Raw genomic sequence first — 13,300 nt, 5'->3', positions numbered from 1 at the left:
GTTTTAAGGAAGCCTTAAAGGCTTCTTTTTTTTCAATTGAAGGTCTATTTTGGTTCTAAATCTAAGTAACACATGTCAATCAAAAATCTCATTTTAATTTTTGCAATTGGAAGTTCGTTGAACCTCATTGCTCAAACCACAATTTCGGCTAAACTTATTGATAGTACCAAAACAGAACCCATCCCGTACGCTACCATCCAATTTAATAAGGATGTGGGAGTCATCAGCAATGATAAAGGTGAGTTTAACCTAAACATTCTAAGAAATATCAACGATCAGGACAGCCTTCATATCAGTTGCCTCGGTTTTGAGAAATTGGATATTTCTGCTTTAAATTTTAGAGATAGCATTGTTTTCCTCACTCCTAAATCAATTGATTTGGACCAAGTGGTGATTATCAATAAAGATTTAGACATTGATGAAATTATCGATAGCATTAAAATTGGATTAGCTACTAATTACGAAAAAGACCTTGCTAAACGCAAGCTGTTTTTTAGAAGTAGTTACTACACCTATATGGATAAAAACGACGTTCGGTTGCGAAAGTCCACAATACCTGAGATTAACCAATCATTTGTGGATAGCATCTTAACAACAGTTCCAAAAACCTATGATGACCATGCCGAGATTCTAGGAGAACTATACGGTAAAATTGGTCCAGAGAACGAGCAAAAGATGGATATCTTTAAAGCTACCTACCTCTATGATAAAGCCAATGAATTAACATTTGAGAATTACGAAAAACGCTTTAATGAAATATTCAGAAAACATGTAAAGCGGGATTCCTATTTCAAAATAAAATCAGGCCTCTTTGGCACGAAAGAAGATATTGATCCATCATTGTTTGGTGATGAGGATGAAGCGGCTAAAGCTGAAACTGAAGAATTCCTAAAGGAACAAAAAGAAAAAGAAGAAAAACGAAAAGAGAACTTTTTAAGGTATCGGAAGAACCAGATTAGAAATGCCGAAATCGACAATTTTTTAAGTGAGGACAACCAACTCAATTTTATAGAAAAATCCAGAAAATACCGGTTTATAGTAGAGGATTATGATTTTTATGACGATGCCTTTGTTTACAAAATTTCATTTGTACCAAAGGGTGGAGCCGACTTTAAAGGAGTAATGTATGTCAACTCTGATGATTTTGCAATTCTTAGAGTGGATTACGAAAATGTCAAATCTCTAAGAAAGTTTGCCTTACTAGGCATCTCTATGAATGCATATGAAAAGAAAGGTACCATCATTTTTAAAAAGAATGAAAACGACAAGTATTCACTCAAATACATGGATGAGAGCTTTGGTCAGAAATTTGGAATTAAACGCCCTATCAAAATCAAGGAAAAAAATAAAAACGTAAACGGACGGCGCTTGCAAAATGAGGTCTCCTGTAAAATCCATTTTATTTTAAGAACAGTGCAGAAGAAAGAGCTTATTGTTTTTGAAACAAGTGCCCTCGAAGCCTCAGAGTTTGAAAACTTCAAAGAAGATCCCGATGTGTTACCAACTTACCTCAGCGCCTACGACCCTACCTTCTGGGAAGGTTATAATATAATTGAGCCTAACGAAGCTATTAAGACCTTCAAGGTAATTGAAGAAGAGGAAATCGATTAAAAATACTGACCTATTCCAAAGACAATCCCACTATTAGGTTTAGAGCCTAAACTAAAACCATAGTCAATTCTAAAAACAGCATTGAAAATACGTCGGTGAATAAAGCGGATTCCAGCACCTGTAAATAAAGCTGAATTTGAAAATTCAACAAGGTCACTCAAGCGTCCACCGGGATCCTGCCAAGAACCGGCATCAATGAATAGGTTACTCTGCATGGCAAACCATCCTTTCTCTAAAAACGTGTAACGGTACTCTGTATTCAAGACTACTTAGGCCGTACCGCGATCCACCACATTCCCCACCCCACGAATGTTTATTTGGTTATCAAGCGCAAACGGAGCAAATGGAGTAGTAGCATTAGACGCTAAACCTAATCGCAGACGGTTGGCCCAATTACCGCGCTCACCCACACGTAGAAAATATTCAGTATCATTTCTACCAATGAAAAAGTTTCGCAAGAAATTATTATCACCTTTAGAGGCTAAGGTAAAACTATAGGTAAACAGATTTCTAAACCCATCTACGTATTGATACTCGTTCGTTATATTATTGTATTCGTACTGGCCTACAACCGAGATGCGCTGAACGCCCAATTCTTCTGGTATCTCTTCATGTAAATTCCCATTTAAAAAACCATAATCTTCATCGGCAAAGTTCAAACCAAGATCAAAGCGGTTATTAAAATTGTGCTCATAGAAAATACGAAATTCAAAAGCTCTACTATCGAATTTATAATTAACGTCACGACCGTCATCAAAAAAAATAGGTTCCTGTAGCACATTGTTCTGATAGTTGATACCAATCCCCCATTTTCGAGTAAATAGGTTGGGTGCCACCCAATAAAAGTCATACGAGTCGAATACATTTCTGCTGTAAAATCCACCGATAGTTTGGTTTTGTCCTAAAAAATTAAAATCAAACAAAGACGTCCTAAAGGCAATATCATCATTAACATCTTGAGTAACGTTGAGCCCCGGAATAATGGCAAAATTCTCTACAACGGTATAAACAACTTTATAGTTTTCATCACCTTCTGGTATGACTTCAAAAGAAGCGCTAGCCACTGAGGGCAGTAACTTAAAACGGCGCACATCCGAAGCCAACCTGGCTGAATCCAGCATACTACCTTCCTTAACATAGCCCAAGCGTTTTAGAAACCAGTCGCGCGTACGTTTGTTACCCTCCACCTCCACTTTGGCAACTAGGCGATCTTGGGCCGAAAGTGGCAAAATCAATAGCAGGAGGCATACTGGAACAAGTGAATAGACCTTCATGTAATAATGTTCATCAAAATTTGCTTTTCAAGAAATCAGACGAACAATTAAAAGTCTCATTACATCTTAGATAAAGATAAAGTTATTCTGCTGGGAGGTCATTTTTGGCATTTATGGCGCTATCCTTGTCACCCCAAAATATAGTACGATGAGGATAAGGTATTTCTATTCCTCTCTCATCAAAGGCATTTTTTAATCGTTTTCTATATTCTCTTCCTATAGCCCATTGTGTACCCGGTATGGTTCGTAGTCGTGCCTTAATAACTATTTCACTCTGACCGAATCGATCTAAACCAGAGATTTCAATAGGACCTAAAATATTAGGCCCATGGATATCATCCTGTTGCATTTGTGCTCCAACCTCATCCATAACAGCCATGACCTCATCCGGATCTTCTTTATAGGCCACACCAATATCAAAAGCTACGGCAGACCACCCTTTGGTCATATTTGACAGTGAATTAATTTTCCCATTTTGAAACACATGTACAGTCCCTGTAAAATCCCTGAGCGTCACAGTTCTAATCTCAATTTCCTCTACCCCGCCACTAGTTCCATTAATTGTTACCACATCTCCAACCCTGATTTGATCTTCCAAAATCATGAAAAACCCCGAGATAAGATCTCTTACCAATTCCTGAGCCCCAAAACCTACTGCCAAACCTGCAAATCCGACACCTGCGAGTAAGGGTGCAATTTTTACATTGAACTGATCTAAAAAGGCCAATGTAAAAAACACATAGACTATAATATTTAATGTGGTTCGTAAAAGTTCGGATAGGGTTACAATACGTTTCTTGCTTTCTGCATCTCCTTTACGTTCATTAATTTTAATTAAATACTTCTGAAAGCGGTTAACAACCACCCTTATTAGTCTTGTTGATATAAAAAAGATTATAATAATGGCTACAACTTCTGGACCATTATTAATAAGCCAATCATTGAGTCCCTTCCAAATTCTGTCGAAGATGTTCATTTAAAATGGTGTCTTAATTAATTTTTTTACCCTCGGTGGTAAAGGATAGTCCTTGCTGCCCTAGTGTCGAATTCATCACTCCTTCAAAAAGAGGTTCATTTCCGCCCGCAGGAATATGCCACTCAAAAATAAAATTAGCCCCTGTACCACCAGAAAAATCGTTTTCACTAATCACAATTTCAATCGTTTCTAAAGGGTCTAAGGCTACTGGATTATCAAGATACGTTCTTATTAATTCTCCTGAAGTACTGTAATATTCTGCCCTTGTTAAATAGACGTCGTGTTTTTCGCTAATGTTCCTAAGGCTAGCCATAACCGTGAGGTTAAGTGTTCTTTGTTCGGAGATACTATACACCTGTGAATAAACTGGGAGATAGGTTTTTCCAGAAATTAAAGAATCATTGGCTGGTAAACTAACAACCTCAGAAGACCATTTAGGAAGCTCAAAATTTGTTTCCCTTGTTGGCTCATCGCATGAAGTTAATAAGCCTAATATAATGGCTAACAAGCCTAGCACCTTTTTCATAAGAGTTTGATTTTAGTTTGTTTAAATATACTTTTTTATTCAAAAAAAAGTAACTACCAAGTTCTAGATATTCCTTTTCCTTATTTAGAATAATACTTAGCTATTAAGGCTTCAACCGGTTTGTTCTGGGGTGTAAATTGATTATTCTCTGGCCCTCCAACTTCATCATGAGCAACAAACCACTTCCAGATATATCCGCCGGCAAACCAGGGCTCATCCCAAACTGATTGGAATAAGGCTTCAGTGGCATTGCTTTGCCCCTCAAGATTAATGGAGGTCATGGACCGGTCATATTTCCAGGGTTCTTTAGCTGTATAATCGACACTACGGTAACCAAATTCTGTAAATAAAATAGGCTTTGTCCATTGCTTTGAGAAGTTAGCCAGTTTCACTTTCTCAGATGCCCACCCCTTTATACAATCTTTTACAGTAGGTGTTTGCATGTTACTTACGGGAAAATAAGCGTCAATGCCAATATAATCAAGCTCATCCCAGAAGGGTGTTCGCCAAAACTCGTCCCAATTGGCCGCATAAGTGAGTTTACCTTTATAAACGTTTCGAATGTCTTTGATAAGACTGAACCAGAATTGGGGTCGGTTTTTTATAAACAGTTCAAGCTCAGTACCAATGCAAAAGATCTGAACTTGCATTTCCTGGGCCAGATCAGCATAGTCCAGAATAAAATTCGCATAACTTTTTTCCAGGGCCTCCCAATCCTCTTCATTGTTCATAACCAATGTTCCAGTAAACTCACCACGCCAAATCCAAATCTGAGGTTTTAACATGATGCTCAATCCCGCTCTGTTCAGTTCTGAAATATACTGTTTAGCACCAGCTTTGGTTTCCCCGTACCATTGCCTATCTGAATTATAAATAATCTCGGGATCGTTAATATTTCTAATAAACCCAAACGGCATTATCGCCGCTGAATTTGCATTAATATTAATGACAGGCTGTATATGCGTACTATCAACAGCAATCCTGTTCGCTACATAGCTTATACCATTGATTTTAGAAACAGGACTTGGAGCCGCGGCGCAAGCCATAAGAAGAAAAATAAGGGAACTATAAAGTAAACGCTGCATGCCAAAAAATATGTCTAAATTTAAAGAAATTGCGAAGGTCTCGTTAAGTTTTAACAAAACCTTCGACCTATTTCTCAACTAACATTCAGCATCAATGCAGCACATCGTTATTATTGGTAATGGCATCTCGGGAGTTACACTGGCACGGCATATCCGTAAACTTTCAGACTATAAAATCACCATTATCTCATCTGAAACAGAATACTTCTTTTCGCGTACCGCACTTATGTATATCTACATGGGTCACATGAAATTTGAACACACCCAACCTTATGAGAACTGGTTCTGGAAGAAAAACAGAATTGATCTTAAACAGGCATATGTTAGTGAGGTAGAAACCGAAAGTAAAACGTTGCACTTGGCCAATGGAGAAAAAGTTAACTACGACAAATTGGTTATCGCAACTGGCAGTAAACCAAATAAATTTGGATGGCCAGGTCAGGATTTAAAGGGTGTTATGGGTATGTATCACAAACAAGACCTAGAAAACTTGGAGGTGTATGCACCAAACAATAAGGTTTGTAAACGTGCCGTGATTGTTGGGGGTGGTCTTATTGGAATTGAACTTGCGGAAATGCTGAGCTCTAGGAGTATTCCAGTAACCTTTCTTGTTAGAGAATCTAGTTTCTGGAATGGAGTGCTACCTGAAGGAGAAAGCGGCATGATAAATAGACACATTCTATCACACCATATTGACCTGCGTTTATCTACCAATCTTAAGGCCATAAATGCAAATGAGGCAGAACAAGTAAAATCTGTAGTGATTGAAGAAACTGGTGAAGAAATACCTTGTGATGTTGTTGGATTAACAGCTGGTGTAACGCCTAATATAGACTTTCTGAAATCTTCAAAGATTGATCTTGGCCGCGGGGTTTTAGTAAATCGTCATCTTGAAACCAATATCGAAGGCGTTTACGCCATTGGGGATTGTGCCGAACAGCACGAAGCCATTGGAAACCGCAGACCCATAGAAGCAGTCTGGTATACAGGACGTATGATGGGAGAAACACTGGCTCAGACCTTATGTGGCAACAAAAGAGCTTATAATCCGGGGCATTGGTTTAATTCTGCTAAATTCTTTGATATCGAATACCAGACTTATGGTTGGGTTCATGGTGCTAAAGGGAAACCGGACTACGAAAAACAGTTTCATTGGATTCATGAGGATGATGATAAATGCATTACAATCGCCTATCATAAGGATACAGATCAGTTTCTCGGTATTAACACCTTTGGCATTCGGATGCGTCATGAAACCTTTGATCGATGGCTTACTGAAAAACGGGATATCCATTATGTCATGGAACATTTGGCAGAGGCCAATTTTGATCCTGAGTTCTATGCAGCTTACGAATCGCAAATCTTTGAATTATTTAAAAACCGTCTTCAACTCGTTTAATTATGAGCAACAAACTACATATAAGTATGTCTTTAGCAAAGCCAGATGCTTTACAAATAACCAATACTCAAAAGGTCGCTATTCTAGCAGGAGTAGTTGGTCTCTTTATAATGACACTAGCCTTATTTAATATTGATTTTCCTCAGAAAGGTTTTTTTCTAGGCTTGTCAATGGGTCTTATTGGTATTGGAACCATTGTCTATTCAAGAGCTGCTTATCTCAATAAACTTGAAGGCATTAAAAATGATGGCACATGGTTCAAGTCCATTTCTTCTCGTGGTATTTGGGGTTGGATTGTTGGGCTCATATTGACTGGTTTTTACATTGTACTGTATTTTTTTCCACAGTACTTGGGATTGGCTGCTGACGGAGGAAGTAACACCGGGCTCATTAGCCTTTTTGATCCACTAAGTCTTCTTTTAAGTGGGCGTCCTGCTAGTCAGTGGTTTGTGTATGGTACACTTTACACCTTAGCCATTCTTGCTTTTGGGTATAAGTTTATGTTGAAATACCGTCACAACCGATATCAGCAATTACGAACCATCTCTGTGATGTTTTTTCAACTGGCTTTTGCTTTTTTGATTCCAGAGTTTATGTATGTCATGAACAATGACCTTCCATACTACGATATGAAAAGTGTATGGCCTTTAAACTATTACATCTTTGACGAATGGTCAGTGAAAGGCTTTATTTCTGCAGGCAATATTGGCCTAGCACTTTTGATTTTTGGAATATTATCCATCTTCGTATTTACACCCATATTGACTTATAAATATGGTAAACGTTGGTATTGCTCTTGGGTATGTGGCTGCGGTGGACTGGCCGAAACAGTGGGTGACCCCTTTAGACAACTGTCCTCTAAAAAATTGAGCGCCTGGAGATTTGAACGTTGGATGATTCATTTGGTACTGGTTTTTTCCGTAGTTATGACCACCGCCATGGTTTACAGTTATCTTGGTTACAGTCATAATGATTTTTGGTTAACACGTGGAGTCTTTATATCACTGGTAATAGGGTTTCTTACACTTGTTTTTATTGGAGTGTTATACTTCAAAGGACGGGAACTAGGAACTGACGCCAAATATGGTGCCATTGGTTTCTTTGTGGTTATTGCGGCTCTACTCATCATGCATTTTACTGGAACAACAGATAAGCTCTTTTATATAAAATCAGGAACACTTCGTTCGGCCTATGGCCTTTACATAGGATCTATTTTTTCTGGGGTGATTGGCACCGGATTCTATCCAATTTTAGGTAGTCGGGCTTGGTGCCGATTTGGTTGCCCTATGGCTGCTATTTTAGGATTTCAGCAGCGTCTGTTTTCAAAATTTAGAATTACCACCAATGGTGGGCAATGTATTTCTTGTGGCAACTGTTCCACTTATTGTGAAATGGGAATTGATGTACGCGCTTATGCTCAGAAGGGTGAAAATATCGTCAGATCAAGTTGCGTTGGTTGTGGTATTTGTTCAGCGGTTTGTCCAAGAGGGGTCCTTAAGTTGGAGAATGATACCATGAAAGGACGTATTAACCCCAATGAGATTCTATTAGGAAATGATGTGGATCTTATGAAATTGGTCAACGATAAGTAAGAACTCTTATTTTTGCCGCTTAATTATTTTTAATGGCGCTGATTAAAGTCATCATCCCCGCTTTTAACGAAGCAGAATCCATTGGCCATGTCATAAAAGACATCCCTGCTGTTGTGGACGAAATAATTGTAGTGAGTAATAACTCTACTGACGACACCGAAAATAACGCCAGAAAAGCTGGCGCCACTGTACTAAAGGAATCAAATAAAGGCTATGGTTGGGCTTGCCTCAAAGGGATGGCTTATGTTGCTCAACAAGCTATCCAGACGGATATTATAGTTTTTTTGGATGGTGATTACTCCGATTATCCAGAGGAACTCGAAAAAATAGTGGCTCCCATAATCCAAAACGACATAGATTTCGTAGTTGGAGCTAGGACCAGAGATTTAAGGGAAGCTGGATCAATGACCGGCCCGCAGATTTTCGGTAATTGGTTGGCCACCTCCCTTATGAAGTTTCTTTTTAAGTCTACGTTTACAGATCTTGGCCCCTTTAGAGCGATCAAGTATGAAAAGCTGTTGGACTTAAACATGGAGGATAAAACCTACGGCTGGACTGTAGAGATGCAATTAAAAGTGCTTAAAAAAGGCCTGACATACAAGGAGATACCAGTTAATTACAGAAACAGAATTGGGGTCTCAAAAGTTTCAGGAACCATAAAAGGTGCTATATTTGCAGGCATTAAAATTCTGGGCTGGATTTTTAAATATAGTGTGAAGTCATGATTTTAGAAACCATTATTATAACCATCTACACTGTTGCTATTGTACTCATCTTTATGTACGCATTAGCACAGCTAAATCTGCTTTACAATTATTTGAGTTCGAAACGTAAGGAGGATAAAGCAGAACTCTTTGACTTAAATAACCCAGAAGAAGTGCCTTTTGTAACAATTCAGTTACCGGTTTATAATGAAATGTACGTTATGGATCGTCTTTTGAACAATATTGCTCAAATTGAGTATCCAGAAGACAAACTTGAAATCCAGGTATTGGACGATTCAACTGACGATACCGTTACGGCTACCAGGGCACATATTGAAGAACTTCAAAAGACTGGTTTAAATATTCAACATATTACCAGAACGGATAGAACTGGATTTAAGGCTGGCGCTTTAAAGGAGGGACTGGAAATTGCTAAAGGTGAATTCATTGCCATTTTTGATGCAGATTTCCTTCCAAGCCCTAATTGGTTAAAACGCACCATCCCGCATTTTAAAGATAAAAGTATTGGTGTGGTTCAGACGCGATGGGGTCACATCAACAGAAATTATTCCTTATTAACAAGAATTCAAGCATTTGCCTTGGATGCACACTTTACCTTAGAACAGGTTGGACGAAATAGCAAGGGACATTTCATCAACTTTAATGGAACTGCTGGAGTATGGAGACGCGACTGTATCATTGATGCAGGGAACTGGGAAGGTGACACCCTTACTGAAGATCTTGACTTGAGCTACAGAGCACAGTTGAACAACTGGAAGTTTAAATACCTAGAAGATGTTGAAACACCTGCGGAATTGCCAGTAGTGATTAGTGCGGCCCGTTCGCAACAATTTCGATGGAACAAAGGTGGGGCCGAGAATTTTAGAAAAATGCTTTGGCGGGTTCTCAAGTCTAATAACATTTCTTTTAAAACCAAAGTTCATGGCTTACTGCACTTATTAAACAGTACCATGTTCCTCAGTATATTTACAGTAGCCATACTGAGTATCCCAATGTTATACATTAAGAATGAGTATGCCCATTTAAGAACCTATTTCTACATAATGAGCTTCTTTGTCTTAAGCACTGTGATTTTCTTTGTATGCTATTGGTTCATGTATCGACAGATCTACGGCAGTGGATTTAAGAAGTTCTTTAGCTATATCGGGATGTTTTTCACCTTCTTTTCAATTGCCATGGGATTCTCATTACATAATTCTATTGCTGTTTTAGAAGGACACCTCGGCAAACGAAGTGAGTTTGTAAGAACACCAAAGTTTAATATTAGTTCTATTTCCGATTCCTGGAAGGGTAACCGCTATCTACGTGCCAAGCTATCGCCAAATGTTATTATCGAAGGCCTATTGATGCTCTACTTCGGTTTTGGTCTTTACAGTGCTTTTATAGTTGGGGACCAGGGCGGTGATTTTGGATTGTTTCCTTTCCACCTGATGCTGTTTATTGGATTTGGATACGTATTCTTTAAGTCTCTAAGCTCTAAAGTGTGATTTCCCTCTGGAAATATCACAAGACCAGCATTCTATTTGTTCTATTAAGCGCTTTATTTTATTGGGCTTTTGCCTATCAACTCGAGCGGACTGATTTTCCTAAACTACTTGGCTTATACGTAGGCCTGTTTGTATTTGCGTTCCAACTGAGGAAAATGATTAGCCACAACTTTAAGGCTATGTTTATTATTGGTCTTGGGCTACGTCTAATTTTTATCTTGGCTATCCCCAACCTATCTCAGGATTTTTACCGTTTTATCTGGGATGGGAATCTCAACTTAAATGATATAAACCCTTATTTATTTACACCAAATGCCTTAATGATAAATGGAGTTCCTGAAATTCCATTAGCTCAGGATTTATTTAATGGTATGGGAGAACTCAGTGCCTCCAATTACTCCAATTACCCTCCTTTCAATCAGTTGTGTTTTGTTCTAGCTACATTTATTCCAGGGGCCTCCATCTTGAGTTCGGTAATTGGGTTGCGCCTGCTTATTATTCTTGCCGACATAGGTATCCTATTCATAGGAACGCAACTGCTTGAAAAATTGCAATTACCAAAGGCCAATATATTCTGGTACTTTCTAAATCCCTTTATAATTATTGAATTAACAGGCAATTTACATTTTGAAGGAGTTATGCTGTTCTTTCTGGTAGCAGCACTCTATTTACTAGTTCAGAAACAGTTGATCTCATCAGCTATCTGTTATGGATTAAGTATCTCGGTAAAACTGGTGCCGTTAATGTTGTTGCCACTGTTCTTTTCCTATTTCTTAGGTGGCTGGAATAAATCCAATACACCAAACTGGTCCTTGAAAAATATCAAACAACTCATTCTCTATTGTGGAATGGCACTGCTGGTGTTTACAGGTAGTTTTATTCACTATACCTCAGGTGATTTTATAGACAACTACAGTGCTACAATTGGACTTTGGTTCAATAATTTTGAATTTAACGCGAGCATTTATTACCTCTTAAGAGGGCTGGGGTATGCCATCACCGGATATAATGAAATAAGTATTATTGGGAAAATCCTTCCTTTGATTACAATTGGCTTTATAGGAATCAGATCTGTATTCTCAGATCATTTTAAGCCTGGAAAACTGATAATATCCATGCTGTTAGTTGTAAGCCTCTATCTCTTTCTGAGCACGACGGTTCACCCATGGTACATTGCTACATTAGTAGCTTTAGGGATATTCACTAACTACAAATACCCTATTGTCTGGTCTCTGATGGTGATTTTAAGTTATTATGCTTACAGCCAGGAAGGCTTTAAAGAGAGATACTGGCTCTTAGCAATTGAATATGGAGTAGTGCTATGGTTCTCAGTTAAAGAATTAACTGGCCATACTTTTAAGAAGCTGTTTTAATCTTCTTCAACGAGATCCTTCTGAATATCCTCTGGTGCCTCTAATTCTTCGGATTCATCAGACGATATATCTTCATCCTCATCTTCGTCATAATTTTCCATAGTCTGTGCAAGTTTGGTACTCACTTTTACCAAGTACTTTGTATCCTCAGTTGTTACTTCAACTGCCTCAATTAATTCGTTTTTTGCATTACGGAAGGATATGATATGACCGTCGTCGTATCCATAGGGATACTTGTCTACCAGAAGAGATAGAATCTCAGGAGTTAACTTCTTAAAGTCAACAATGACGCGTTTTAAATTGTCTCTCATTTTTTGATCAATGATTGATTATCATAATACCAAGTTACAACTGATTCTCTTTTTCCAAAAAGAAAAAATAATTAATTCTTTGTAAAGAAACCGCTAAGTCTGTGGGGTATTAAGGGAAATAATAGGACCGCTTATAGCATTTTGAGTGTATTGAGCTCCTGCACGGTTAAGTGCTTCCAATGTCCTCTTGGCAAGTCTTTTTTAGTAAGATGTGCTATGGCAACACAATCTATTTTAATGATGTCATAATTAAGAGCTTCAAATATATTCCGGATGATGGAATTTCCAGTATTCTTAATCTTAAGGCCCACTTCACTTTTAGGAGAGCCCTGCACATAACTAATATCCTCCACCTCTAAAACTCTGTCACCACTCTTTAGACCAGTTTTAATTTTGTTGAGATCTTCAGCTTTTAAATTCTTATCTAACCCAATATGAAATAAACGCTCAACCCCTTTATTGGAATTAGTAAATTTTTGCATCATTTCATCATCATTGGTGAACAAAATAAGACCTGTTGAATTTCTGCCCAGTCGTCCCACCGGTTTTATTCTTGCAGAGGTAGCATTGGCCACTAGATCCATAACCGTTTTACCTTTATCACCACTAGTTGTAGTAGCAAAGCCTTTGGGCTTATTCAGCAACACATAGGTCTTGGGTTCTGGATTGATTCGCTGACCATCATAACGGACTTCATCACCAAGTTTCACCTTGTAGCCCATCTCAGTTATAACTTTTCCATTGACCGAAACCAAACCTAAAGCAATATTCTCATCGGCCTCTCTCCTGGAACAGATGCCCGAATTGGCAATGTACTTGTTTAAACGAATTTCGTTAGAAGTGGTCTGTTTAGATGACTTCTGAGATGGTTTTGGTTTATTGGAAAACGATCGTCTTTGAGACGATGAACCAGACTTTTTATTATTTCCTCTGCGATTCAT

The 13,300-nt window shown here is 38.3% G+C and carries 13 protein-coding genes; 6 read left to right on the top strand and 7 right to left on the bottom strand.

Annotated features, from left to right (window positions below):
- Positions 1–72: 72 nt before the first annotated feature.
- Positions 73–1,611, top strand: coding sequence for a carboxypeptidase-like regulatory domain-containing protein (locus DN064_RS03125; RefSeq protein WP_115461141.1), 1,539 nt, complete (start codon positions 73–75; stop codon positions 1,609–1,611).
- Here the strand turns inward: DN064_RS03125 and DN064_RS03120 are convergent.
- The 5 genes from DN064_RS03120 to DN064_RS03100 all read right to left on the bottom strand — a co-directional run bounded on the left by DN064_RS03120 (position 1,608) and on the right by DN064_RS03100 (position 5,472).
- Positions 1,608–1,874: a hypothetical protein gene (locus DN064_RS03120; protein ID WP_157962214.1), complete on the bottom strand. Its 267-nt coding sequence runs from the start codon at positions 1,872–1,874 to the stop codon at positions 1,608–1,610. The two genes, DN064_RS03125 and DN064_RS03120, sit on opposite strands and share 4 nt — an antisense overlap.
- A gap of 6 nt (positions 1,875–1,880) precedes the next feature.
- A complete protein-coding gene (locus DN064_RS03115) occupies positions 1,881–2,885 on the bottom strand; it encodes a BamA/TamA family outer membrane protein (RefSeq protein WP_115461139.1) in 1,005 nt (334 codons plus the stop codon).
- Between the two features lie 82 nt (positions 2,886–2,967).
- Positions 2,968–3,861, bottom strand: coding sequence for a mechanosensitive ion channel family protein (locus DN064_RS03110; RefSeq protein WP_115461138.1), 894 nt, complete (start codon positions 3,859–3,861; stop codon positions 2,968–2,970).
- 13 nt (positions 3,862–3,874) lie between these two features.
- Positions 3,875–4,387: a DUF3124 domain-containing protein gene (locus tag DN064_RS03105; RefSeq protein WP_115461137.1), complete on the bottom strand. Its 513-nt coding sequence runs from the start codon at positions 4,385–4,387 to the stop codon at positions 3,875–3,877.
- A gap of 80 nt (positions 4,388–4,467) precedes the next feature.
- A complete protein-coding gene (locus tag DN064_RS03100) occupies positions 4,468–5,472 on the bottom strand; it encodes a glycoside hydrolase family 113 (protein WP_115461372.1) in 1,005 nt (334 codons plus the stop codon).
- Positions 5,473–5,566: 94 nt separating this feature from the next.
- Here DN064_RS03100 and DN064_RS03095 point away from each other — a divergent pair, with 94 nt between their 5' ends.
- The 5 genes from DN064_RS03095 (at position 5,567) to DN064_RS03075 (ending at position 12,048) form a co-directional block, all read left to right on the top strand.
- Positions 5,567–6,871 carry an NAD(P)/FAD-dependent oxidoreductase gene (locus DN064_RS03095; RefSeq protein ID WP_115461136.1) on the top strand — a complete coding sequence of 435 codons (1,305 nt, stop codon included), beginning with the start codon at positions 5,567–5,569 and terminating at the stop codon, positions 6,869–6,871.
- A 2-nt stretch (positions 6,872–6,873) separates the two neighbouring features.
- Positions 6,874–8,463 (top strand): 4Fe-4S binding protein, encoded by a 1,590-nt coding sequence (locus DN064_RS03090; protein WP_115461135.1) that lies wholly within the window; start codon positions 6,874–6,876, stop codon positions 8,461–8,463.
- Positions 8,464–8,495: 32 nt separating this feature from the next.
- Complete coding sequence (locus DN064_RS03085) at positions 8,496–9,188, top strand: glycosyltransferase family 2 protein (RefSeq protein WP_115461134.1); 693 nt, start codon at positions 8,496–8,498, stop codon at positions 9,186–9,188.
- On the top strand, positions 9,185–10,675 hold the full coding sequence (locus DN064_RS03080; protein WP_115461133.1) for a cellulose synthase family protein: 1,491 nt from the start codon (positions 9,185–9,187) through the stop codon (positions 10,673–10,675). Before DN064_RS03085 ends, DN064_RS03080 begins: the two co-directional genes overlap by 4 nt.
- 155 nt (positions 10,676–10,830) lie before the next feature.
- Positions 10,831–12,048: a mannosyltransferase gene (locus DN064_RS03075; protein WP_232827357.1), complete on the top strand. Its 1,218-nt coding sequence runs from the start codon at positions 10,831–10,833 to the stop codon at positions 12,046–12,048.
- On the opposite strand, the gene DN064_RS03070 is transcribed toward DN064_RS03075, so the two are convergent.
- Positions 12,045–12,359 (bottom strand): hypothetical protein, encoded by a 315-nt coding sequence (locus DN064_RS03070; protein WP_115461131.1) that lies wholly within the window; start codon positions 12,357–12,359, stop codon positions 12,045–12,047. The two genes, DN064_RS03075 and DN064_RS03070, sit on opposite strands and share 4 nt — an antisense overlap.
- Before the next feature lie 131 nt (positions 12,360–12,490).
- Positions 12,491–13,300 (bottom strand): pseudouridine synthase, encoded by an 810-nt coding sequence (locus DN064_RS03065; protein WP_115461130.1) that lies wholly within the window; start codon positions 13,298–13,300, stop codon positions 12,491–12,493.

Source organism: Winogradskyella aurantiaca, assembly GCF_003362725.1.
GTDB lineage: Bacteria > Bacteroidota > Bacteroidia > Flavobacteriales > Flavobacteriaceae > Winogradskyella_A > Winogradskyella_A aurantiaca.
Note: the sequence above shows the minus strand (reverse complement) of the source record. Positions and strands in the feature narration are given on the sequence as shown.

Coding starts and splice junctions, on each gene's coding strand:
- DN064_RS03080 (WP_115461133.1), top strand. CDS start 9,185: ATGATTTTAGAAACCATTATTATAACCATCTACACTGTTGCTATTGTA.
- DN064_RS03090 (WP_115461135.1), top strand. CDS start 6,874: ATGAGCAACAAACTACATATAAGTATGTCTTTAGCAAAGCCAGATGCT.
- DN064_RS03110 (WP_115461138.1), bottom strand. CDS start 3,861: ATGAACATCTTCGACAGAATTTGGAAGGGACTCAATGATTGGCTTATT.
- DN064_RS03105 (WP_115461137.1), bottom strand. CDS start 4,387: ATGAAAAAGGTGCTAGGCTTGTTAGCCATTATATTAGGCTTATTAACT.
- DN064_RS03095 (WP_115461136.1), top strand. CDS start 5,567: ATGCAGCACATCGTTATTATTGGTAATGGCATCTCGGGAGTTACACTG.
- DN064_RS03065 (WP_115461130.1), bottom strand. CDS start 13,300: ATGAATCGCAGAGGAAATAATAAAAAGTCTGGTTCATCGTCTCAAAGA.
- DN064_RS03075 (WP_232827357.1), top strand. CDS start 10,831: ATGATTAGCCACAACTTTAAGGCTATGTTTATTATTGGTCTTGGGCTA.
- DN064_RS03125 (WP_115461141.1), top strand. CDS start 73: ATGTCAATCAAAAATCTCATTTTAATTTTTGCAATTGGAAGTTCGTTG.
- DN064_RS03070 (WP_115461131.1), bottom strand. CDS start 12,359: ATGAGAGACAATTTAAAACGCGTCATTGTTGACTTTAAGAAGTTAACT.
- DN064_RS03085 (WP_115461134.1), top strand. CDS start 8,496: ATGGCGCTGATTAAAGTCATCATCCCCGCTTTTAACGAAGCAGAATCC.
- DN064_RS03100 (WP_115461372.1), bottom strand. CDS start 5,472: ATGCAGCGTTTACTTTATAGTTCCCTTATTTTTCTTCTTATGGCTTGC.
- DN064_RS03115 (WP_115461139.1), bottom strand. CDS start 2,885: ATGAAGGTCTATTCACTTGTTCCAGTATGCCTCCTGCTATTGATTTTG.